The sequence below is a fragment of the Gilliamella sp. W8123 genome (assembly GCF_016101085.1).
GTDB lineage: Bacteria > Pseudomonadota > Gammaproteobacteria > Enterobacterales > Orbaceae > Gilliamella > Gilliamella apis.
Genome location: NZ_JACFRE010000001.1, coordinates 579531 through 603723, shown reverse-complemented (window position 1 = coordinate 603723; position 24193 = coordinate 579531). Strand labels below are relative to the sequence as shown.

Below are 24193 nucleotides of genomic sequence, written 5' to 3'. Positions count from 1 at the left end.
TTCCCTTTTGGAGCAATTATGTATAATTATTGCCAATATTATGGCATTTAGACAATTATGAAAAAACTTCAAATTATATTGGCTTTGATGTTATTTATCTCTTATGGAGTAATGGCAAGTGAAGCTAAAACACAGCCTGATACGGAATTAAAAGTGAGCGACCCAGGTTCACTAATACCTTCTTTATTGCTTGCTGCTGAAAAGGGTGATATGCAATCACAATATAATCTCGGTACCATTTATAAACAAGGGTTAGGTGTTGAAGTTAATGATTTAAAAGCATTTTTTTGGTTCAATAAAGCTGCGGAACAAGGATTAGCTAAAGCACAAAATAATTTAGCTTATATGTATCAAAATGGATTAGGAACCAAAGCGAATTTATCTGAAGCATTCAAATTTTTTAAATTGGCAGCTGATCAGAATTATCCTTTAGCTAAATATAATTTGGCGTTAATGTATAAAAATGGTGAAGGAGTTGCTAAAGATATTTCTGCTGCGATTAATTATTTTACCCAAGCAGGCGATCAAGGTATTTATGATGCCTATTTAAATCTGGGTATTATGTACTTTTTTGGTGATGATGTAGAAAAAGATCGAATGATTGCTGCTGATTGGTTTAGTCAAGCTGCAAAAGATAATAATGCTGAAGCACAATATTATTTAGGATTAATGTCTCAAAATGGTGATGGTTTAACTCAGGATTATGTTGCTGCACTTTATTTTTATACGCAAGCTGCAGAACGTGGCCATATATTAGCCATGTATAATTTAGGTATTATGTATGCAACTGGCTCGGGGACAAGACCAGATAATACTCAAGCAGCTCATTGGTTTACTAAAGCAGCCGAGGGTGGTAATGCTGATGCCCAATATAATATTGCTGTTATGTATGATGTCGGTGGTGGGGTCCCTAAAGACGAACAAAAAGCTATAGATTGGTATAATAAAGCCGCCAATCAAGGAAGTGTTGATGCTCAATATAATTTAGCTATTAAATACCTTGAAGGTCAGGATGTTAAACAAAATATTAATGTAGCTATTTATTGGTTCACCAAAGCTAGCGAGCAAGGTGATGAAGATGCTAAAGCATATTTGGAACAACTTTCTCAAAATAAAAAGGGCGAATAAGCCCTTTTTTATTATCCTGAATTTCGCATTCCTGCTGCAATACCTGAAATTGTTATCATTAATCCTTGTTCAACAATACTATTTTCATCATTATTTTTACGAGAACGACTCAATAATTCGGCTTGCAATAAGTTAAGTGGTTCAATATAAGTATTACGCAATGCGACTGACTCGGCAATCCATGGTAAGTCAGCCATTAAGCTAATATCATCCGTGATGGTTAGTACAGTATTGATATCTTCAGTTAATAAATTTCTTAATTCATCACCTAATGGCCATAATGTAGAGGAAACTAGACGTTGTTCATAATATTCATGAATATTTGGTGCTGCTTTGGCATAAACCATTTCTAGCATTCCTAAACGAGCATTAAAAAATGGCCAATTATGATACATATCTTGCAATTGCTCTTTTTTACCTTCAAGGATAACAACTCTAAGTGCACTACCTGCACCAAGCCATGAAGGCACCATTAAACGGTTTTGAGTCCAAGCAAAAATCCATGGTATTGCACGTAGGCTCTCAATTCCACCACCTGTTCGACGTTTTTGTGGACGGGAACCTAATGGTAATCTACCTAGTTCTGCTTCTGGTGTAACTGCTCTAAAATAATCAACAAATTCAGCTTTTTCTCGAACATAGCTTCGATAGCATTGGCAAGAATAATCTGACATTTCATCCATAATATCTCGCCAGACTTGCTTAGGCTCTGGAGGTGGAAGTAAATTTGCTTGTAAAATCGCTGATGCATAAAGCATTAAGCTACTAAGTGCAACCTCAGGTAAACCAAGCTTAAATCTAATCATCTCGCCTTGTTCTGTAACACGTAAACCACCTTTAAGTGATCCTGGTGGTTGTGAAAGTAAAGCCGCATGAGCTGGTGCACCACCACGTCCAATTGAACCACCACGACCATGGAATAATACTAAGTTAATATTATATTTTTCAAACAAATTGACTAATTCTTCTTGTGACCGATATTGTGCCCATGACGCAGCAAGTGTTCCTGCATCTTTCGCAGAATCTGAATAGCCAATCATTACCATCTGTTTGCCATTGATCTTTTCACGATACCAAGGAATATCTAAAAGTTTTTGCATAACAGATTTAGCATTATTTAAATCTTCTAAGGTTTCAAATAATGGCGCAACAGGAATATTTTTTTGGCAATCAACACTTTTTAGAAGTAAATAAACGGCCAAGATATCAGAAGGTGCTTTGGCCATTGAAATTACATAAGAAGCAATTGATTCCTCACCAGCTTTTTTGATAACTCGGCAGGTATCTAACACTTCTTGAACCATTTCATCAGGTTGCCAATTATAAGGAAGTAATGGTCGATTAGATTGTAATTCAGCTAATAAAAATTCCTGTTTTTCTTCTTCTGTCCATGAGGCATAACTACCTAAATTAAGTTCTTTAGTTAAAGCGTCTAATGCTTCTGTGTGTATAGAACTATCTTGACGAATATCTAATCGAACTAATTGCAATCCAAAGCTTTTAATACGTCTTAATGTATCTAATAATGGCCCATGAGCAATAGTTGACATGCCATTCTCTATTAAAGATTCATAACAGATATAAAGTGGTGTCCATAATTGTTCATTTTTAGTCAAAAGATCGGCTGGCGCTAAAACTTGCTCATTGTTTAATAGTGAAATGATATAACCGTGGGTTTTAACTAAACGAGATCGTAGTTGTTTCATTACGGCTCGGTAAGGCTCTGATGCAGTTTTATTTTGTTCGTTTAATAAATCAATAACCGATTGACTACATTCTGTCATGGATAATTCACGAACTAGAATCTGAATATCCGCTAAAAATAATTCAATTGCTTTTAATCTGGCTTGTAACATGACCTTTTCTGTCACCTTAGCTGTGACATTTGGATTGCCATCTCGATCTCCGCCCATCCATGAGGTAAATTTAACTGGTACATGTTCAACGGATAGCTCTTCATTAAATGAATCAACTAGTTGATCATTGAACTCACGTAAAAATAGAGGAACACCTTCCCATAAACTATCTTCAATAACCGAAAATCCCCATTTAGCTTCATCAAGAGGTGTAGGGCGTTTTTTACGAATTTCGTCGGTATACCATGCTTGGCAAACGAGCTGTTTTAAACGACGCATAATCCGTTCTTTTTCATAATCGGCTAAATCATTATGGTCAAGTTGTGATAAACAACTATTAATTGCGGTATAAGTATTAATCATTGTGCGGCGATTGATTTCCGTTGGATGAGCAGTAAGTACTAACTCAATAGATAAATTATCAATCGCTTGTGAAATAGTCTGAGGGGCAAAATTTAAGTTTTTAAGTGATTTAAATAATTCAGTCATCTTTTTAGGACTACTTGATGCTTCGCCATGAGGCGAAATACCATAATACTCTGCAGCAGTGTTAACTAAATTTAAAAACTGGTTGAATGCACGTGCAACATGAAGTAGATCTTGATCATTAAGATTCTCAATTAACTTAAGTAATTCATTATGCGCTTGTTTATTTCCTTGTTGCGCCGATTTGGATAACTGACGGATTTTTTCGACTAAATCGAAAGTTTCATTACCTGTTGCGCGTTTAATTGCATCGCCTAATAGGGTGCCTAACATATTGACGTTACTTCGCATTGATGAGTATTGATTATTCATTCTATTCTCTACTTGTTTATATTTTTGCCTAAGTGCGTTTAAACTGTATGATTAAAATGACAATTTAAAGAAAAAGGTATAAATATAGATTAATTGCTCAGGATACATACTTTATAACAATGTTGTATTGAATTTAAATAATAAAATTTTATGGATTTTATTATTTCTATTGTTTTTATTATATTTGCTAAATAAATATTCTTACTATTATGAAAAGTTAAAATTTTATTTAGAAAGACTTTTTTGTATTAACACTGCGTTAGTAAACTGTATATTGTTGTCAATTAAGTATATACTAATGTCATTATGAATAAGTATTGGATGAATTAATGATCGTTGTTTTTTATATCGCATCGATAATTGCTGTTTTTGCAAGTATAAAAGTGATTTTTTGTCGGCGAGTAGAAAAAGCAATTTTATATCTGGCTATATCACTTTTTGCATCAGCATTAATATTTATTCTCCTTGAAACATATATTTCGGCTGTTTTATATATTCTTTTTTTTATTGGTGGAGCTGTCATTCTGTTTAGGGCTGTTTCTTTAATGCTCGAAATGCGTCGTGACAATGTTGAAAATGGTAAACATGGTATCAGTCCCAAAATTTGGCTAGGACCATTAGTTTTAGCGTTTATTTTATTAGTTGTTCTTATTTATGGCGTAGTAAGCACTGACTATACACAGTTCACGGAATCTCATGAATTGATGCACCAAATGTCAATCTATGCTTATGTATTAATGGCTGAGTTAGCTACATTTTTATTATTAGGTGCTGCAGTTATATCTTATCATTTTATGCATCGAATGCTGTCGGAGAAATAATGTGATACCACTTATGTATGGTTTGATTTTTGCCTCTATCTTATTTGTAATAGGGCTTTTAGGGGTAATGATTAGACGTAATCTCTACTTCTTATTGTTAAGTCTTGTCATCATGAATAATGGAGCCATTGCAGCACTTTTTGTTGCAAGTAGTTATTGGCAGCAATCTGATGGAGAGGTGCTTGCTATATTAGCGGTAACGGCGGTATTAGCTCAAATATCTGTCGGGCTTGCTTTACTGGTAAAATTAATTTATCGACGTAAAAACTTTAATATTGACTCATTGAGTGAAATGAAAGGATGAATTTACTTTATTTAACTATCATTGTTCCATTACTATCTTTCTTGATATTAGTCTGTTTTGGGCGACAAATACAATCCATTAATGTTATGTTAATCGGGATTTGTACGATGTTTCTTGTTGGATTAATAACAATATTTTCTTGTATTGATTTTACTACCAATACTGTTCCTGATATGACATTGGTTTATACAAGAAATTTATGGACTTGGTTTTCAGTCGGTGATTTTGAAGTTCCTATATCTTTAACACTAGATGGCTTATCACTAACATTCTTAGTATTAATATCATTCTTTGGTTTATTGATTTATTTTTTTGCCGCCTGTTATTTAAAATCGAGAAAAGATATTTATACTTTTTATGCATATAGCAATTTACTTATAGCAAGTGTGTTAACGGTTGTTCTTGTTGATAATTTGTTTGTGATGTTACTTGGTTGGGAAGGGGTGAGTATAAGTACTTACTTACTTATTGGTATCTACTACAAACAAGCTCGCAATAGTTATGCTGCCGTTAAAGCATTTGTTATGATGCATTTAACTGATATTTTTCTAATCATAGGTATATTCTTACTTTATCAGACTTTAGAAACATTAAAAATTAGCGATATTTTAATAAAAGCGCATAATGATTTAGCTGTTGATTCAGATATTATTTTTTGGATTACGTTAATGTTATTTCTTGGCGCTATGAGTAAATCTGCGCTTTTCCCAATGCATTCATGGTTCAAAGAAACAACACTAGCACCGATGCCAGCGGTTGCGTTATTGCAATCTTCTACTGTTATATTTGCTGGTGTTTATCTGGTCTTAAGACTAAGCAATCTGTTTATGATGTCAAGTGATACGCTTAATATAATGCTTTTATTTGCTTCTTTGACTGTTATTTTTGCCAGTAGTATTGCTTTGGTTCAAAATGATATAAAACAGATTATAACTTATATCAATTTAGCGCAAATAAGTTATCTATTTTATGCATTTTCGACCCAGAGCTGGAATTTGTCATTAAGTTGTTTGATTAATTATGCTGTAACTAGCACATTACTCATTCTTGCTTCTGCAATTTTAATCAAACAGTGCCAAGGTGAACGAGACATCAATAAACTTGGTGGCTTGTTAAAGTCTAATCGAGTTTTATATGCAATCTTCTTAGTAATCATGTTATCACTTAGTGCCTTACCGTGGGTGTCAGCATCATTTTATATTAAAGGTGATATTATTTGGGGATTAATGGCTCAAGATAGCTTAATGGCCGGTACTATCGGCTTATTAGGTATTTTATTGTCTAGTTTATGTATTTGGCGGTTGATATTTTTGGTTTTCCATCATTCAATTAAAATTGAAAAGATAATAAGAATCAGAAAAATAAATTATTATCCGCTTTTTATCTTATTGATATTTACTACGGCACTGTTTATTTACTTGCCATTGCCGATAAAAGGGATAATCCCAATAGCTAATTTAGATACGCAAGGTCAGATCCCATTTAGAATACTGCTGTGTGCAGTAACCTTATTAAGTTTAGTCATTGCCTATATTCTTTATGCTCATCCGAACGCTGAAGTTCATGAAATTATCAATACTCCGATGATCAAATCGTTAGGAAAATTATGTAAAAGTGATTGGCGATTTGACTATTTGTTAAATAATGTTTTTGTAAAACCATATATTTATTTAGCAAACTTATTGAAAAAGGATCCATTAGCCTTATGGGATGATTGGATTATGTGGGGGATAAAGAAAATAAATGCTTATATTGTCAGTTTAGAAAACGGACAAATAAGATGGTATATGGTTTCAATGGTAATAGGTAGCATTATTATATTAATGTTATTGATTTTTATTTGATAAAGGTGTGAACTTAATGTTGTTATGGCTTGTTTTCTTACCTGTAATTGGCGGATTTATTGGTTGGCTTTGTCATGTATTTTTACAGAGAATCATGACTTCAACCGATATACAGTTGCGTTGGCAACGTTTACCAATGATGATTGCTCTTATAACCATATTAATCACGTTTATTTTGGTAATTGTTTTATGGGCAGATGCAAGCAGTTCTTTAGAACAAAGTCCAAACTGGATTAAAGAAGTTAATATTGATTGGATCCCTTTACTTGGTATTCATTTTCATTTGGTATTAGATGGTTTATCTTTGATTGTTATTAGTTCAACACTCTTTGTTGTATTGTTAGTTATTGTTTATTCTAGTAAAGAAAATCTTAATAATGTCGGATTATTTTATTTATGTGTATTATTTATGGCATCAGCCATTATGATGTTATTTGTAATCACTGATCTGTTTTTAATGTTTTTCTTCTGGGAAGCGGTAGCTATTCCAATCTATTTTTTAATTTCGTTGTGGGGCAGACGAGATTTAAATTCACAATTACGTTTTAATGGTGCTAGCAAATTTTTAATTTACACTCAGATAAGTAGCCTACTAATGCTAATATCGATTGTATCATTGGCCTTAATCAACTGGAACATAACGGCGAAATGGACTTTTGATTATCAAATTTTAACTAATACGCCGATTTCAAGTAATACCGAATTTTTATTAATGCTAGGCTTTTTAGCTGCTTTTATTATACGTATTCCTTTAATCCCTTTTCATAATTGGTTTATTGAAGCACATATTGAATCGTCAACAAGTGGTTCGATGATGATAAGTGGTTTGTTAGTTAATACAGCAGCATTTGGTTTATTACGTTTTGTGATCCCACTTTTTCCTAATGCTTCGCTAACAATTATGCCGTTTATTTTAGTGTTGGCTATATGTACGTTGTTTTATACCGCTTTACTTGCTTTTAATCAGACAGATATTAAGAAGCTGATTGCTTATATCCATATTGCTTTAATGGGATTTGTCACGGCTATTATTTATAGCGGCTCAGTTATTGCTTTCCAAGGTGTTGTTATTCAAATGATAGCTGTTAATTTAGCTATTGTTGGTATGTTTATAATAAGTGGTTTGTTAGCAGAATGTTATTTAACCCGAAACATTAATCAATTCGTTGGATTAAAAGAGCAAGTAAAGTATTTGTCTTCTTTTACTCTATTTTTTATGTTAGCTGTGTTAGGTATTCCAGGAACGGCTAACTTTGTTGGTAATTATATGATGTTATTGGGTAGTTATAACTCATATCCTTATTACACTATCTTACTGGCAATTGGATTATTGTTATTGTCGATATCGTTAATTATTCGCATGCAACCTATTTTTTATGGCGTAGTTGATAAAATTACGGTTACAAAACACTTGCTGAGTAAAAAAGATATTTTTCTATTGTCTAGTGTGCTTATTGTATTAATTTTTATTGGATTATATCCAAAAATGGTTTTAGATATGTCTTATTCTATTGTCAACCAAACACTGCAATATATAATTACTGAAAGAGTGGGAGAGTAATAACTTATGATAGCTTTATTGCCAATATTTATATTGAGCTTTGCCATAATAGTTTTGCTCATCGCATTATTTATTTTCAAAATAGATACTAAAAAATGTGCTACTTTAACCATATCGGGATTAATTTTTGCATTAGTTTTCTCAGCAATTTTGGGGTATAAAATTTCATTTAATACCCAAGCAATATCAGATATTAGTAGTGACAATATGCAAATATCTGTTTCTTCGCCACTAGATACTAGTGATAAAACGCCTGCAACTGAACAAACGGTAGCTATTGATGCCGTACCTACAGAACAAGAAATCACTACTTCGGAAAATTCGGAAATTACCGAGTCTGTTACAGAAAATAATGATATGGTTGGATCGTCACCTAATGTAGATGATACTCAGCAGAATGATGCTAATAACGAATGGGGAGCTCATCATGTTACTGCGTTATTTACTTGTGATGGTTATGGGTTACTTTATACCAGCTTAATTTTAATCATTTCAATTGTGGTCGCATCATTAGCTTATCGATGGTTTGTACAAGAAGAAATCAACCATGGATTATTCTATATAATTTTACTATTTATGACATTAGGCGGAATCACTTTAGTTTATGCTAGTCATTTAATGTCATTCTTTCTTGGAATTGAATTACTTTCGATTCCATTTATTGGCTTAATCGGTTATCAATACATCCAAACCCATGCGCTAGAAGCTGCGATTAAATATATGATTTTGTCTGCCATTGCTAGTTCATTTTTGTTAATGGGTATTGCTTTTTATTATGCTACGACTGGCGAGCTGACATTTAGTGGTTTAAGTTATCAATTATCAACCATGACCTATCCAAGTACATTATTATTAATTGGTATTTGTTTAATGCTAGTTGGTATTGGTTTTAAACTTTCGCTGGTACCTTTCCAACTTTGGTTACCTGACGTTTACCAAGGGGCTCCGACAGTTGTTTCATTACTACTATCAACGGTAGGTAAAGTCGCCGTGTTTTGTGCTATTGCCAGACTATTTTTATTAGCACCAATAGTAAATAATGAAACAATCCGTATTATTTTGGTTATCATGGCCTTTTGTTCAATTTTATGGGGAAATTTATTGGCATTAATGCAAAGTAGCTTAAAAAGGTTATTGGCTTATTCCTCAGTTGCCCATTTTGGCTATCTTTTACTGGCTTTAATTGCTGTGCAGTATCAGGTGCTCGCTTTAGAAACAATAGGTGTTTATTTAATTGGTTACATTTTTGCCAACATCTGTGTTTTAGGCGTGATCAGCTTAGAATCCCATTCCAATGAGTTACAAGATCATGAAAAAGAAATTGATCTTTCAGGATTATTTTGGCGTCGCCCTATTTTAGCCTTGGCAATGGGAGTTGGTTTATTATCTCTAGCAGGTGCACCACTTACAGCAGGTTTTGTAGGACGTTTTCTTTTAGTACTATTAGGTGTGACGGCTGAATTATGGTGGTTAATTGCTGCAGTAGTGATTGGTAGTACTATAGGTTTATATTTCTACTCACGACTTATTCTTAATCTTTATATTAGGCCACCTATCAGCCATGATGATTTCTCAAGTAATAATTCTATTATTAAATTGAAATGGCAAGATATAAAAGTGAGTGAATTATTTATTGTTATCGCAGCATTATTAACCATGGTATGTGGTGTTTATCCTAAATGGTTATTTAACTTGGTTAGTATGGCACAATATTTAACGACTTAATTTTTTGGCTGGTTCATTGTTGGCGGGTACTGTATTTATTTAGTTAATTGAATAAAATTGTTAATAATAGCGATATTTGTTGTTGACTTAAAAGATATTGGCAAGAAATAGTTAATAATCGATTTATTTATTGTGTTATAATTCTGCACTTTAATATTTTTATATTCATTAAGAGGACCAATATGGACTTTTTTATTTCTAATGCATACGCAGCTGATGGTGCTCAGCCTGGTGGCGATTACATAATGCCAATTATGTTGGTGGTGTTTGGGCTATTTTTCTATTTTATGATTATGCGTCCACAACAAAAACGTGCTAAAGCACATCGTGAGTTAATGGCTTCTATTTCAAAAGGTGATGAAGTATTAACTAATGGTGGACTTATTGGTCGAGTATCAAAAGTTAATGAAAATGGTTATATTGTGTTAGAGTTAAATGATACAACTGAAGTTGTTATCAAACGTGACTTCATCACATCGGTATTACCAAAAGGAACAATGAAATCATTATAATAGATTTTGCTATTATAATTCATTGTATTAATTATCTAATCCCACAAGAGAATATGTCGTGCTAAATCGCTATCCTTTGTGGAAGTACATTATGTTGGTCGTCGTGATTTGCGTCGGCCTACTTTATGCTCTTCCAAATATTTATGGTGAAGATCCCGCTATACAAATTTCAGGTTCAAATAGTGCCGAAATTAATGTTGCTACGCAAGATAAAGTCAAACAACTTTTGGTGAAAAATCAAATTGAACCTAAATCACTAGTTTATGAAAATAAATCTATTTTAATTCGTTTAAGTGATAATGATACTCAGCTGAAAGCTAAGGAATTAATATCACAAGAATTAGGTGATGATTATACTGTTGCACTAAATCTAGCGCCTGCAACACCATCATGGTTAACAATGATTGGTGCCGAACCCATGAAATTAGGGCTCGATTTGCGTGGTGGTGTGCATTTCTTAATGGAAGTAGATATGACTACTGCGTTAAGTAAATTGACAGAACAATCGATTGAAAATTTAAAAGCAGAGTTCAATAAAAATAATCTAAATTACAAAGCATTAAATAAAAGTAGTAATCAACAAATCTTAATGCAATTCGATAATACAGAAGATCGAAACAAAGCCATTACTAAAATTAATGGATTGCAAGATTATGAATTAACTTCGCAAAGTGAAAATAGCATCGTTATTAGTGTTAGCCAACAGCGGCTACAACAAGCTAAAAGTGATGCTGTACAACAAAATACCACCATTTTGCGTAATCGTGTTAATCAATTAGGTGTTGCTGAACCAATTGTTCAACGTCAAGGTTCTGATCGTATTGTTGTTGAATTACCTGGTATTCAAGATACTGCATTAGCTAAACGAATTTTAGGTGCAACTGCAACTCTCGAGTTTAGACAAGTAAATGAAGATGGTTCAACTGACTTAGAAGCTATTTTAAAAGGTGAAATGCGTGTTCCATATGGTTCTGAAATAAAATATATGGAAAATGGTCGTCCGGTCTTACTTTATAAACGTGTGGTATTAACAGGTGATCATATTACCGATTCTTCATTTAGAGTAAATGAATATAGCCAGCCTGAAGTTTCTATTAACTTAGATAGTGCTGGCGGCAAAACTATGCTTGATTTCACGCAGAAACATCTGAAAAAAGCAATGGCAACATTATTTGTTGAATATAAAGATACAGGAAAACGTGATGAAAATGATAAACCTATTCTTGAAAAACAAGAGAGAGTTATCAATGTAGCAACGATCCAAGGTATTTTTAGTGACCGATTCCAAGTAACTGGGATTAGTAGTGTTGATGAAGCTAGAAACTTATCACTATTATTAAGAGCAGGTGCATTGATTGCGCCGATCCAAATAATTGAAGAACGTACCGTTGGTCCGTCAATGGGGCAAGAAAATATTACTCAAGGTTTAGAATCTTGTGTATGGGGATTATTAATTTCGGTAATCTTTATGTTAGTGGTATATCGTTTATTTGGTGTATTCGCTAGCCTTGCATTAGTTGCAAACTTAATTCTTATTGTTGGTGCAATGTCTTTATTACCTGGGGCAACATTAAGTATGCCAGGTATTGCCGGTATCGTACTAACTGTAGGTATGGCGGTTGATGCTAATGTTTTAATTAATGAGCGTATAAAAGAAGAGCTCAGTAATGGTCGAGGTGTCCAACATGCAATTAACGAAGGTTATGCTGGCGCTTGGAGTAGTATTTTTGATGCCAATATTACCACATTAATAACTGCGATTATTCTTTATGCAGTAGGTACAGGTTCTATCAAAGGCTTTGCCATTACATTAGGTATCGGTATTGTAACATCGATGTTTACCTCGATCGTAGGGACTCGAGCTCTGGCCAATCTTATTTATGGTGGTCGTCGCGTCAATAAGTTATCAATTTAGAGGTTTATTGTGACTATTAATAAAAAAGAAAATCATGATGTTAGAGAATTAAATCATGGACGAAGAGTACTCGACTTTTTAAAATTTGGCTTCATTGCTTTTGTTATCTCAATGTTATTGGTTGTTGCTTCATTTGTGGTTATTCTTGTTAAAGGTTTCAATCTGGGACAGGATTTTACCGGTGGTACCACAGTTGAACTGACAGTAACTAAAGCCGTAAATCTTGATGACTTACGTAATAGTTTACGTGATGCCGGTTATCATGAGCCAGTCGTTCAGTATTATGGCAGCAGTAAAGATATTATTATCCGATTAGCAACCGCTAATCAAAATGAGGGTAGTGCATCATCTGCAATTGATAATGCATTAGGTACTAAAATCTCTAATTTAGTACATAAAGATATTGATAGTAATGCTGAAATTAAGCGAGTTGAATTCGTTGGTCCTACGGTTGGTACTGAATTAGCACAGGATGGTATTTTGGCGATCTGTGCAGCATTAATTTGTATCTTAATCTATATTGCATTTCGATTTGAATGGCGATTTGGTACTGGTGCTGTTGTAGCATTAGCGCATGACGTCGTCATTACCGCGGGCTATTTATCACTCTTTGATCGTGAATTAGATTTAACCATTATTGCAGCAATGTTATCTATAATTGGTTATTCACTTAATGATACTATCGTTGTATTCGATCGAATTCGTGAGAATTTTAGAAAAATACGACGTGCGTCGCCATATGATGTTATCAACATCTCATTAACTCAAACATTACATCGAACCTTAATGACATCTGGCACAACGTTAGCCGTTGTTATTATCTTATATATTTTCGGTGGTTCAATGTTAAAAGGTTTCTCTGAAACATTAGGGGTTGGTATTGTGTTAGGTACAATTTCATCAATTTACGTAGCAGCATATATGTCGCTTAAATTAGGTGTGAAACGTGAACACTTTATGCCACCAAAAGTTGAAGCAGAAGGCGCGGATCAAAACGCAATTTTACGTTAATCATTCAAGCTCTGTCATAGCCTGACAGAGCTTTGTTAGCTTTTTTTTTGAGCAAATAATATTAATTTATTTGACACTCTTTAACTAGTTGCATATTATTAGCCACAGTTTTTCATCCCTTTAGGGGCCATAGCTCAGCTGGGAGAGCGCAACGCTGGCAGCGTTGAGGTCAGGGGTTCGATCCCCCTTGGCTCCACCAATTCTAAATTCGGCAATTCAAATCCTTTTAGAAATATTTATACAGTGCTAAGATAGCAAAACTAGCAATTATTAGTCGTTAAATATGATTCAATACAATCCAAATATCTTAGCAAATGAATGTCGTGATATGAATGATATTCGCGCGGAAATTGATAATATCGATCATCTGGTAATTCAATTACTAGCAACTCGTTTTGACTATGTTAAAGCAGCCAGTCAGTTCAAAAAAAATACTACCGATGTGCAAGCTAAAGAACGTTTTAATAGCATGCTTGAGCAACGTAAACTTTGGGCTGATGAGTTAGGTCTCAATGGCGATGTAATTAAAGAATTGTATGCTAACTTAGTTAGATATTTTATTGATGAAGAATTAAAGTATTTTAATAATAATGGTAAATAAAATGAATTACGCCAATAAACAACAACTATTAGATGAAATTAACAAAACAGCTAAGCTATTTATTGATGAATTCAGTGAATTAAGCGAAGCCGAAAAAGATAAATTAATTGAAGGTGTTGATCGAACCCCAGCACAAATGATTGCTTATCAATTAGGATGGTTAGATCTTGTTAAATCTTGGGATGATGCTGAACTTGCTGGGCAAACCCCTGTATTGCCAGCGGAAGGATATAAATGGAATCAGTTAGGTGAATTATACCAACATTTTTATAAAATATATCAAAATTATTCATTACAAGAGCTGATTCAATTATTTAAGCAGAAACTGACTACTTGGAATAGTTGGATTGAGTCATTAGATGATAATACGCTTTTTACTAAAGATGCTCGCAATTGGACAAAACCTTATCCTTCAGCATGGCCTGTGGCACGATTTATTCATATTAATTCAGTTGCGCCATTTAAATCTTTTAGAACTAAAATCAGGAAATGGAAAAAACTAAATTCACATTAGTAACATCATAACAATTTTTTAAATGGATAGAAAAAATGGCCTTTTCAGAATTAGAAAAAGAACAATTGCTACAACTTAAATATGTTGGCGATAAAATTATTGAAAGATTACAACAGATGGAATTAGATTCCTTCGAAAAACTCCGTAATAGCAATTTAGATGAAATATTAAATAAAGGTGCTTTACTAACGGGATCATCATGTTGGAAAAATAGCCATCAAGCTAAAACAGCCATCCAAAATATTTTGGCTTTGGTTAATCAAAGCTAATTAATATTTGATTCTAACTAATTACTAAATCTATATTTATCCCTATGTGCATAGGGAACACCAACAAGGTAACCGCACCTGACACTCTCTACCCGGTTTATCCCTATGTATATAGGGAACACCAAAAAATATGTGGGATTAAATTTGTGTTTTGCGGTTTATCCCTATGTATATAGGGAACACAAACATTAAAATAGTTTAAAATAATTCCAAAACGGTTTATCCCTATGTATATAGGGAACACCCTAATTATAACCATTTGTTTTATAATTGAAATATAAGGGAGTAATTTTTTACCGATTTTTTCTGTATGAAATTCACTCAACTTATTGCAAGTTAAAATTATTAATATTTAACTTTAAATTTAAATTAATTTAGATAAAAGCCTAATTCCTTGGAATAAAAAGAAGGTTCTTTTTCTGTCTCAATTAACACAATAATGGCATTTGGTCTATGTATTTGTTGTCTCAATTTTTCTAGATGCTGTTCGTCAAGTTGTGGGACGGCTTTTTTAACTCTAGCCCATTTAGATGCACTAATTGTAACATGGCTTTGTTCCCATGCGTATTCGTTACTACTACAGTAAGGAATAACTTTTCCATCTTGTTGATATGCTAAATAAAGATCAATATTATCTTTTGATAAACGGGTTGAAACTTCAATTTCCTTATCCCATTCACCATTGAACTGTTCACGGCTATAGCATTTATTAAAATTCAATATAATACTTTTAGCTTGTGAACTTTGTCCTAATTGTTCTCCTAATGCTTTATAAAAAGCCTCTTGTAAACCTTTTGGTGGTTCAAGATCATGGCGATAAACCGCTTCTATAAGTAGTCTCGCCGCTTCAGGCATTGTTATAACACCTCTTTCACGTAAAACCCGTTGGGTAAACCATAAATAGGCATGATTAGCGTAAACATATTTAGTATTGCGAAATTCTGGATTATCTAGCCAATCTTCGCTTGGATCATCCTGCCATGTTGGCGCAAATACGGTCAATATAGGTGGATTTCGCTCATCACGTGGTTGATTCTGGTGAGTGGCTGATTTGATATTTCCGTGTTTATCTCGCACATGTCGTTGTAAACGCCCTGCACGTTGAATCAATAGATCAATAGGTGCAATGTCACTAATCATTTCGTCAAAATCAAGATCTAATGATTGCTCAATGACTTGAGTCGCAATTATGATTTTTGCCGAGCGAATGGTGTTATTTGAAGTTTTTCCCGCCCATTCGATAGTTTTTTGCTCGATAGCCAAACGATCACAATAAGCAAAACGACTATGAAATAGCAAAATTTGCTTACTATCAAGATGCAAATTTTGTTGTATTTGTTGATATAAACTAATAGCATCAGCCACACTATTTTTTATCCAACAAATAATTTTTCCTTGCTCAATTGCCCTCTTTATTTTTTCGATACCGGAATTGATATTATCAATCCAGTCAATCTTAACTTGTCGCTTTACTTCATCTCTTGTTTCTATTGCTTGTTCGACTAAGTTTTTTTGATTTAGTTGAGTAAATAAAGGAAAAGGTAAATCTGTATTAAGTGTTAAAGATGATGGTGTTGATGTTAATCCACTATAGAAGGCGTTAAGCAATTTTTCGCGCAGAAAAAATGGTAAAGTCGCAGTAAGAATAATTGCACTGCCACCTTGCGATGCATGATAATGCAATAATGATTCTAATAGTTTTACCATATAACTATCATAAGCATGAACTTCGTCTAAAATAAGTAATTTATGACGCAACCCTAATAATCGTAACGATTGATGTTTAAACGGCATTACAGCCATCAAAGCTTGATCCAATGTACCAACCCCAACTTCCGCCAGTAATGACTTTTTACGAGTATCGACAAACCATTCATTGCACTCGCTACTGGCTGAATTATCATTGTTGAGATATTTTTGCTGGCTAATATTATCTAAATTAATTATTGTTTGAGTAAAAGTCGGATTCATGTAACTTGCACCATGAGCCAAAACCAGAGATGGATGGCTATCGGCTTGATACAATTGACCGTAGATCTGTGCCGTTCTTTGATAGATAGCATTAGCCGTTGCTTGAGTGGGTAAGCCGATATAAATACCTTGAGCCTTTCCGGCTGCCATTAATCGATGAGCCAAAATCATTGAGGCTTCGGTTTTGCCGGCACCGGTGACATCCTCCATAATAAATAATTCGGGGCCATTATCGGTTAGTGGGCAAGATAATGCTTTTTGTTGTAGAGGGGTTGGTTTTTCTATAAATGGAAACAGGTTTTTAATACCATTAAAAGGAGTAATGGATGACCTTTTAGGTAAAGTTGCTACGGCTTTTTCAGCATTAGCGAGTGCGTAGTTTGCCCAATACTCCGATAACTCCATTGATTTTGAACAAAAAGGGAAAAATTGCTCATTGGAACCTAACCAATCGCTAATAACTGTTATGGCTGCGATTAACCAGCTCAATTTGCTGAGAATTTTGCGAAATTTTTTATCAAAAAAACTAGTGTGGTAGCCAGCTAACCGATTATCTACAATAAACAACTTATTAATTGCTTTAATATAATCTAAAGATGCATGTTTATCTTGTGAATTAAATGCTAAGTTGCCTTTGGGATCTAAGATTGGTGGCTTGCCATGGTGGCCGGTCATGATTAATAACCAAATATTATATATTTGGTCAATATTATAATTGTAATGTTCTAATTGGATTTCTGATTCTTGCATTAAATAATTCTTCCATAACCAGTGTCCAAGAGAATCATGTCGAGTTAAATAACTTTTGGCAGGATCTGGGGCGACGAGATGGGGATTATTGTGTTTGAATAATTGCTGAAATCCATTAGCGAATTTGCCAATATCATGCCAAGCTAGAAAATAGGCGAACCAAAGGGCTGCTGTTTCAGTCTCATCTGATGAAAAACCAATCTGTTCAAATAGCTCTGCAGAATTAAAATAATTGTTTTTTACTGTATGATATCCACAAGCTGCAACATCTAAATTGTGGTAGGCTAAAAGGTGATAATTATCTGACTGATCGCCTTGTTGGCATTTTCCCCAATATTTGTAGAATGATTCAAGCATTAAAACGGATATCCTTATTTTAGATGATTAACTGGTTGGAGTATTTAGCTGAGTATCATTAATGATTCTAAAATAATAAAATAATATCGATTAAATTGCTAAATTTTTATACTAAAAAACCCCGTTCCTCAAAATTTTTTTATTATGAATCATGACGATTTATTCTTATCTAGTTAAAAATTTATTTTCTATAAAAGAATAAATCTTAAACAAATATTGATAACAATTAATGTTATAATCGCCGTTTATTATTAAGTTTATTAATAAGGTTTTGCTCATTCGCTGGAAGTTTGGCAAAATAGTTAACTTACTATGTTATTAAGCGTATTCTAAATTGTTTGAAATTTTTAAGACTCAATAGGGTAAAATCTTATTTTGATAAATTGTTGATAAAACAGGAACTAAATTAGGATGATTAGTCAAAGAAAAAAAAATATCAAAAAGTTATTCATCTCAAGCTGTTTTAGTGGATTATTATTTTGTTCAATGACTATCTATGCCGAAGAAGAACCAAATGTCACTTTGCTGTCAGATACACCGCTACAAGCTAACCCATCAACTGAGACCATTGAATCCCAGCCGATTGACAGCATAGAACCGAATCAACCAACCGAGCATATTTACCATAAAACCATTTTTTCGTTATTGGGTGATCCGAAATATCCTGAAAATTTTGACCATCTAGAATATGTGAATCCCAATGCCCCTAAAGGTGGGATTATCAAACTACATGAAATAGGTACCTTTGATAATTTTAACCGTTTTGCTAGTCGTGGCGCACCTGAACATCATTCTGGTTCGCTATATGATTCTCTTTTTACCTCAACAGCCGATGATATTTCCAGCTTTTATCCACTGATAGCAACTTCAATAACTTATTCTGATAGTTATCGTTGGGCAGAAGTCTCGATTAATCCTAATGCACGTTTTCAGGATGGTAAACCAATAACCGCATATGATGTGGAATTTACTTTTCATAAATTTATGACCGAAGGTGTTTCACAATATCGAGTTTATAACAAAGGTATAAATGTTAAAGCGATAGATGATTATCGGGTTAGGGTGGAATTACCTGAAACCGATCGTGAAAAATTACTTTCTTTTGTTGGTAGTATGCGTGTTATTCCTAAACATTTTTGGCAAGATCATAATTTTTCTGAGCCGTTAAGTACTCCTCCTGTTGGCAGTGGCCCTTATTATATTAGTGATTATAAAATGGGGCAGTATGTAGTTTATAAGCGTAATCCTGACTATTGGGCAAAAGATTTACCTGTTAATAAAGGTTTAGATAATTTTGATGAAAAACGTATCGATTATTATATGGATACGAGTATAGCTTTAGAGGCGTTTAAAGCTGGAGAATACGATTTCCGAGGTGAAGGACAACCGAAAAACTGGTTTACTCAATATCAAGGAAAATACTTTGATTCAAAAGATATCATAAAGCAAGAAAAAAACGTCGAAACCGCTGTAGATACTAAATGGTTAGCATTTAATTTGCAGAAAGATCTTTTTAGAGATGTTAGAGTTCGCCAAGCAATAACCTTAGCTTTTGATTTTGAATGGCTTAATCACGCCTTTTATTATGATAGTTATAAAAGACCGTTTAGCTTTTTTGAAAATACCATTTATGCTGCAAAAGGTAAACCTAGTGAACAAGAACTTAAATGGTTAACACCATATAAAGATATTATTCCCGAGCAAACCATTGATGAAGCCTACACTATTGCGAAAAGTGATGGACAAGGTTTTAACCGCAATAACTTATTAACTGCAGCTAAATTGTTAGAAGAAGCGGGTTGGATCATTAAAGATGGTAACTTAATTAATGCTAAAACTGAGCAACCTTTTGCGTTTGAATTGTTGACTTATCTAGGTGATGACATTAAATATGCGATTCCATTTCAGCAAAATTTAGCTCGTTTAGGTATTACAATGAAAATAACTTCATTAGATTATGCCCAATTGACGCGCAGAATGCGTGAGCGTGATTATGACATGATGCCACGTAATTATAGTGCAATAGATTATCCATCCTCAGATTTAATGATTTTTTGGGGGAGTGAATATTTAAATTCTTCTTATAATGGTTCAGGATTACATAATCAGGCAATTGATTCGATTATTGCTGAAATAATCAAAAATGTAGGTAATCAAAGAGAGTTAATTTCACTAGGAAGAGCGCTCGATCGTATTTTAACTCAAGAATATCCGATGATTCCAATGTGGTATAACAGCAAAACTTATTATGCATATTGGAACAAATTTGGGCAACCAGCCATACAGCCAACTTATGCAATAGGTATTGATAGCTGGTGGTATGATGCTAACAAAGCAGCTAGTTTGACAAAGAATAGAGTACGCTAATATGTTGAATTATTTTATCCGTCGATTATTGCTAATTATACCAACCTTATTAATCATTTTGACTATCAACTTTTTTATTGTGCAAATTGCACCAGGTGGCCCCGTCGATCAAGCTTTAGCTATGATAGAGAATGGTCCCCAAGCAGGGCAAGTGTTGCTGCCTGGCAGTGAAAATAGCCCTGCTAAGCTGACCGAACCAAAAAATGAATCAAATTATCGTGGTGCTCGCGGTTTAGATCCAGAAATTGTGGCAATGATTGAAAAACAGTATGGATTTGATAAACCGCTTTGGGAACGCTATATCAATACGTTAAAGCAATATATCCAGTTTGATTTTGGTAACAGTTTTTTTAAAAGTGAATCAGTATTAAGTTTAATTGCCAAAAGTTTACCTGTTTCTATTTCATTGGGATTATGGAGTACATTAATCATTTATTTAATCTCAATCCCATTAGGAATTCGTAAAGCGGTTAAAGATGGTTCAAGATTTGATTTTTGGTCAAGTACGTTAATTATCATTGGTTATGCAATACCCGCTTTTTTATTAGCCGTATTATTAATTGTTTTGTTCGCAGGTGGCAGTTATTGGGATATTTTCCCGCTACGCGGATTGATTTCTAATAATTTTGAACAATTAGATTTTTGGGGCAAAGTAAAAGATTATGCGTGGCATATTTGCTTACCGACTATTGCTATGGTAGTAAGTGGTTTTGCCACACTAACCATGTTAACCAAAAACTCATTCTTAGATGAGATTCGTAAACAATATGTTGTTACTGCCAGAGCGAAAGGGTTAAGTGAAAGGCAAATTCTGTATAAGCACGTTTTTCGTAATGCAACCTTGCTTATTGTATCGGGTTTTCCTGCTGCATTTGTTGGTATTTTATTTACCGGTTCAGTATTGATTGAAGCTATTTTTTCGCTTAATGGATTGGGTCTTCTTGGCTATGAAGCAATTATACAGCGTGATTACCCGGTTATTTTTGGTTCATTGTATATATTTACATTGATTGGGCTTATTACCAAACTCTTATCAGATTTATCTTATATGATAATCGATCCACGTATTGACTTTGAGGCTCGCAACTGATGACTACGCACTATTCAATTAATCAGCTACGTTGGCAACGATTTAAACGCAATCGACGTGGGTATTATTCATTATGGTTATTTTCAATATTATTTATAATCAGCCTATTTTCTGATTTTATATTTAATGATCGACCGATATTTATCAAGTATCAAAATAACTATTATTCGCCCATATTCCATTTTTATCCGGAAACCGAATTTGGTGGGCAATTTAAAACACAAACTAATTATTTAGATCCAGCGGTACAAAATAAGATCGAGTCTGATGGTTGGATACTTTGGCCTCCATTTCGTTATACTCATAATACTGTGATTCATGACACAACCAGCACATTTCCTATACCACCATCAAAAAAACATCTGCTTGGCACCACCGATGCTGGATTTGATGTTTTAGCAAACATTGCCTATGGTTTTAGAGTTTCAATGTTTTTTGCCCTGTTTCTTACCTTTTTTACCTCCATTATCGGCGTGCTAATTGGCGCGATTCAAGGTTATTATGGTGGAAAAGTTGATCTATTAGGACAACGATTTATTGAGATTTGGAGTGGTTTACCTGAACTATTTGTGATAATTCTGCTTGCCAGTATCTTACCGCTTAATTTTTGGTGGTTATTAGGTATTACGGTGTTATTTGGTTGGATGGCATTGGTCGGTGTTGTTCGAGCAGAATTCCTCCGAACCCGTAACTTCGATTATATTCGAGCCGCTAAAGCTATGGGCGTAAGCGATAGTAAAATTATGTTACGACATATGCTACCAAATGCGATGGTGGCAACATTAACATTTTTACCATTTATTCTTTGTGGTTCAATTTCAACACTAACGGCACTTGATTTTCTTGGCTTTGGTTTACCAATTGATTCACCATCTTTAGGGCGATTATTACTACAAGGCAAAAATAATTTGCAAGCGCCTTGGTTAGGAATTAGTTCTTTTTTAGTTATTTCCATCTTATTGTCACTGTTAATATTTATTGGTGAAGCAATTAGAGATGCATTCGATCCAAACAAAGGAGTATATAAATGAGTTCTCCTTTATTATCTATCATTGATTTAAGTATTGCCTTTAAAACAGGCCAGCATTCACAAAATCAAGTTGTTGACGCTATTAGTTTTGATATTAATGAACAAGAAACCGTGGCATTAGTCGGTGAGTCAGGTTCTGGTAAAAGTGTAACAGCACTGTCAATATTAAGGCTGTTATCAAAAGAGCGAGTGATTTATCCTTCAGGAGATATTATTTTCGAAGATAAATCATTATTACATGCCTCTGAAAAACAATTGCGTAAAATTCGCGGTAATGAAATTAGTATGATATTTCAAGAGCCAATGGTATCACTTAATCCATTGCATACCGTTGAAAAACAACTTTATGAAGTCTTATCTTTACATCGGGGTATGCGACGTAATGAGGCTCGAAGTGAAATCTTACAATATCTCGATCGGGTTGGCATTAAAGATCCTAAAAGCAAACTGGCTTCTTATCCTCATCAGTTATCTGGTGGTGAAAGGCAACGTGTAATGATTGCCATGGCCATTTTAACTCATCCAAAATTATTAATTGCTGATGAACCAACTACTGCTTTAGATGTTTCTGTTCAGGGACAAATTATTGAACTACTCAAAGATCTCAAAAAAGAGCTTAATATGAGCATGTTATTTATTTCACATAATTTGGGAATAGTAAAAAAATTAGCCGATAAAGTAGCGGTAATGCAAGATGGCCAACTTGTTGAATTCAATAATAAACAACGTATCTTTTTGCGTCCACAACAAGAATATACTCAAACATTATTAAATTCTCAGCCTAGTGGTGAACCGGTTCCTTTACCTGATACTCCCGGTATATTGCTGAATGTGAATCATCTTAATGTTGAGGTCGTCACTCAAAAACGATTATTTAGCAGCAAAAAGAAAAAAATTGTTGATAATATAGGTTTTGCGGTACATCAAGGTGAGACAGTTGGTATTGTTGGGGAGTCAGGCTCAGGTAAAAGTACCACCGCACTGGCTATTTTACGTTTAATCAAATCAAAAGGTGATATCCTATTTGATAGCCATCCTATCCAGAATTTATCTGGTAAGAAGTTATTACCATTCCGTAGCCGAATTCAGGTTGTATTTCAAGATCCCTTTTCATCACTTAATCCGCGCTTTAATGTTGAGCAAATTATCAGTGAAGGTCTAATGACACATAAAAAATTGACTAAAGCTGAGCGAGAACAAGCGGTAATTGATATTATGCTAGAGGTTGGTTTGGACCCTGAAATGCGTTTTCGTTATCCAAATGAGTTTTCTGGCGGACAACGGCAAAGAATAGCGATTGCTCGAGCTTTAATATTGCAACCGGAATTATTAATTTTAGATGAGCCAACGTCATCTTTAGATCATACAATTCAAAAGCAGATAATTAATTTACTTAAATCATTGCAAGAGAAACATCATCTTAGCTATCTGTTTATTAGCCATGATCTTGCATTAGTCTATTCAATATGTCATCAGATTGTAGTTATGAAAGACGGTAAAATTGTTGAACAAGGTTCACGAGAAAAAGTGTTTTATACGCCGGAATCTGAGTACACCAAAGTTTTACTATCATTTTTAGATAAACCACCGAGAAAAGCGACTAAAACGTTAATTCATGCGGATATTATCGAAAAAACTCAAAAAGCAGAATCATCTGAAAATGTAGAAAAAGATGAACAGTCTGATGAAAAACAACAAGCTCAGCAAGAGCATAAACAAGAACAAAAGGTTAATTGGGAAGACGCATTATTAATGCGAAAAAAATAAAT

Annotated in this window: 18 protein-coding genes and 1 tRNA gene; 17 read left to right on the top strand and 2 right to left on the bottom strand. The window is 33.8% G+C overall.

The features are described 5' to 3' along the window. The first annotated feature begins 57 nt into the window (after positions 1-57). Positions 58-1128 (top strand): SEL1-like repeat protein, encoded by a 1071-nt coding sequence (locus H3T56_RS02725; protein ID WP_198191934.1) that lies wholly within the window; start codon positions 58-60, stop codon positions 1126-1128. Between the two features lie 11 nt (positions 1129-1139). Here the strand turns inward: H3T56_RS02725 and ppc are convergent, their stop codons facing one another. Next, positions 1140-3782, bottom strand: a complete 2643-nt coding sequence (gene ppc, locus H3T56_RS02720; RefSeq protein ID WP_198191933.1) for a phosphoenolpyruvate carboxylase — start codon at positions 3780-3782, stop codon at positions 1140-1142. A gap of 329 nt (positions 3783-4111) precedes the next feature. Here ppc and H3T56_RS02715 point away from each other — a divergent pair, with 329 nt between their 5' ends. From H3T56_RS02715 to H3T56_RS02660, 12 genes are all read left to right on the top strand, one after another. Then, a complete protein-coding gene (locus H3T56_RS02715) occupies positions 4112-4603 on the top strand; it encodes an NADH-quinone oxidoreductase subunit J (RefSeq protein WP_065577764.1) in 492 nt (163 codons plus the stop codon). Position 4604: 1 nt separating this feature from the next. Next, positions 4605-4907: an NADH-quinone oxidoreductase subunit NuoK gene (gene nuoK / locus H3T56_RS02710; RefSeq protein ID WP_065577763.1), complete on the top strand. Its 303-nt coding sequence runs from the start codon at positions 4605-4607 to the stop codon at positions 4905-4907. Further along, on the top strand, positions 4904-6751 hold the full coding sequence (locus tag H3T56_RS02705) for an NADH-quinone oxidoreductase subunit L (protein ID WP_110453033.1): 1848 nt from the start codon (positions 4904-4906) through the stop codon (positions 6749-6751). The genes nuoK and H3T56_RS02705 overlap by 4 nt, the downstream gene beginning before the upstream one ends. 16 nt (positions 6752-6767) lie before the next feature. Next, positions 6768-8312 (top strand): NuoM family protein, encoded by a 1545-nt coding sequence (locus H3T56_RS02700; RefSeq protein ID WP_198191932.1) that lies wholly within the window; start codon positions 6768-6770, stop codon positions 8310-8312. A gap of 6 nt (positions 8313-8318) precedes the next feature. Then, positions 8319-10037, top strand: coding sequence for an NADH-quinone oxidoreductase subunit N (locus tag H3T56_RS02695; protein WP_065577760.1), 1719 nt, complete (start codon positions 8319-8321; stop codon positions 10035-10037). 182 nt (positions 10038-10219) lie between these two features. Continuing rightward, the gene (gene yajC / locus H3T56_RS02690; protein WP_065577759.1) at positions 10220-10549 is read left to right on the top strand and encodes a preprotein translocase subunit YajC; all 330 of its coding nucleotides are present in this window, start codon (positions 10220-10222) and stop codon (positions 10547-10549) included. A gap of 58 nt (positions 10550-10607) precedes the next feature. After that, positions 10608-12464, top strand: a complete 1857-nt coding sequence (gene secD, locus H3T56_RS02685) for a protein translocase subunit SecD (RefSeq protein WP_081298790.1) — start codon at positions 10608-10610, stop codon at positions 12462-12464. 15 nt (positions 12465-12479) lie between these two features. After that, on the top strand, positions 12480-13475 hold the full coding sequence (gene secF, locus H3T56_RS02680; protein ID WP_198191964.1) for a protein translocase subunit SecF: 996 nt from the start codon (positions 12480-12482) through the stop codon (positions 13473-13475). 123 nt (positions 13476-13598) lie between these two features. Further along, positions 13599-13674, top strand: a tRNA-Ala gene (locus H3T56_RS02675). 84 nt (positions 13675-13758) lie between these two features. Beyond that, complete coding sequence (locus tag H3T56_RS02670; RefSeq protein ID WP_198191931.1) at positions 13759-14076, top strand: chorismate mutase; 318 nt, start codon at positions 13759-13761, stop codon at positions 14074-14076. 1 nt (position 14077) lies between these two features. Further along, positions 14078-14590, top strand: coding sequence for a ClbS/DfsB family four-helix bundle protein (locus H3T56_RS02665; protein WP_065650829.1), 513 nt, complete (start codon positions 14078-14080; stop codon positions 14588-14590). Positions 14591-14625: 35 nt separating this feature from the next. Next, positions 14626-14859: a Pathogenicity locus gene (locus tag H3T56_RS02660; RefSeq protein ID WP_065650828.1), complete on the top strand. Its 234-nt coding sequence runs from the start codon at positions 14626-14628 to the stop codon at positions 14857-14859. A gap of 369 nt (positions 14860-15228) precedes the next feature. Here H3T56_RS02660 and cas3 read toward each other — a convergent pair whose 3' ends face one another. Continuing rightward, positions 15229-17937: a CRISPR-associated helicase Cas3' gene (gene cas3, locus H3T56_RS02655; RefSeq protein WP_198191930.1), complete on the bottom strand. Its 2709-nt coding sequence runs from the start codon at positions 17935-17937 to the stop codon at positions 15229-15231. Between the two features lie 411 nt (positions 17938-18348). Here cas3 and H3T56_RS02650 point away from each other — a divergent pair, with 411 nt between their 5' ends. Genes H3T56_RS02650 through yejF form a run of 4 tightly spaced genes read left to right on the top strand, consistent with a single transcriptional unit; the run spans position 18349 to position 24191 of the window. After that, positions 18349-20304 carry an extracellular solute-binding protein gene (locus H3T56_RS02650; protein WP_198191929.1) on the top strand — a complete coding sequence of 652 codons (1956 nt, stop codon included), beginning with the start codon at positions 18349-18351 and terminating at the stop codon, positions 20302-20304. Between the two features lies 1 nt (position 20305). Continuing rightward, the gene (locus tag H3T56_RS02645) at positions 20306-21394 is read left to right on the top strand and encodes a microcin C ABC transporter permease YejB (protein WP_110447102.1); all 1089 of its coding nucleotides are present in this window, start codon (positions 20306-20308) and stop codon (positions 21392-21394) included. After that, positions 21394-22425, top strand: coding sequence for an ABC transporter permease (locus H3T56_RS02640; RefSeq protein WP_198191928.1), 1032 nt, complete (start codon positions 21394-21396; stop codon positions 22423-22425). Before H3T56_RS02645 ends, H3T56_RS02640 begins: the two co-directional genes overlap by 1 nt. Further along, a complete protein-coding gene (gene yejF / locus H3T56_RS02635) occupies positions 22422-24191 on the top strand; it encodes a microcin C ABC transporter ATP-binding protein YejF (protein ID WP_198191927.1) in 1770 nt (589 codons plus the stop codon). The genes H3T56_RS02640 and yejF overlap by 4 nt, the downstream gene beginning before the upstream one ends. Positions 24192-24193 lie beyond the last annotated feature (2 nt).

Excerpts from the sequence above, each read along its gene's own strand:
- H3T56_RS02725 (WP_198191934.1), top strand. The coding sequence starts at position 58 with ATGAAAAAACTTCAAATTATATTGGCTTTGATGTTATTTATCTCTTAT.
- ppc (WP_198191933.1), bottom strand. The coding sequence starts at position 3,782 with ATGAATAATCAATACTCATCAATGCGAAGTAACGTCAATATGTTAGGC.
- H3T56_RS02715 (WP_065577764.1), top strand. The coding sequence starts at position 4,112 with ATGATCGTTGTTTTTTATATCGCATCGATAATTGCTGTTTTTGCAAGT.
- H3T56_RS02705 (WP_110453033.1), top strand. The coding sequence starts at position 4,904 with ATGAATTTACTTTATTTAACTATCATTGTTCCATTACTATCTTTCTTG.
- H3T56_RS02700 (WP_198191932.1), top strand. The coding sequence starts at position 6,768 with ATGTTGTTATGGCTTGTTTTCTTACCTGTAATTGGCGGATTTATTGGT.
- H3T56_RS02695 (WP_065577760.1), top strand. The coding sequence starts at position 8,319 with ATGATAGCTTTATTGCCAATATTTATATTGAGCTTTGCCATAATAGTT.
- yajC (WP_065577759.1), top strand. The coding sequence starts at position 10,220 with ATGGACTTTTTTATTTCTAATGCATACGCAGCTGATGGTGCTCAGCCT.
- H3T56_RS02670 (WP_198191931.1), top strand. The coding sequence starts at position 13,759 with ATGATTCAATACAATCCAAATATCTTAGCAAATGAATGTCGTGATATG.
- H3T56_RS02665 (WP_065650829.1), top strand. The coding sequence starts at position 14,078 with ATGAATTACGCCAATAAACAACAACTATTAGATGAAATTAACAAAACA.
- H3T56_RS02660 (WP_065650828.1), top strand. The coding sequence starts at position 14,626 with ATGGCCTTTTCAGAATTAGAAAAAGAACAATTGCTACAACTTAAATAT.
- cas3 (WP_198191930.1), bottom strand. The coding sequence starts at position 17,937 with ATGCTTGAATCATTCTACAAATATTGGGGAAAATGCCAACAAGGCGAT.
- H3T56_RS02650 (WP_198191929.1), top strand. The coding sequence starts at position 18,349 with ATGATTAGTCAAAGAAAAAAAAATATCAAAAAGTTATTCATCTCAAGC.
- H3T56_RS02645 (WP_110447102.1), top strand. The coding sequence starts at position 20,306 with ATGTTGAATTATTTTATCCGTCGATTATTGCTAATTATACCAACCTTA.
- H3T56_RS02640 (WP_198191928.1), top strand. The coding sequence starts at position 21,394 with ATGACTACGCACTATTCAATTAATCAGCTACGTTGGCAACGATTTAAA.
- yejF (WP_198191927.1), top strand. The coding sequence starts at position 22,422 with ATGAGTTCTCCTTTATTATCTATCATTGATTTAAGTATTGCCTTTAAA.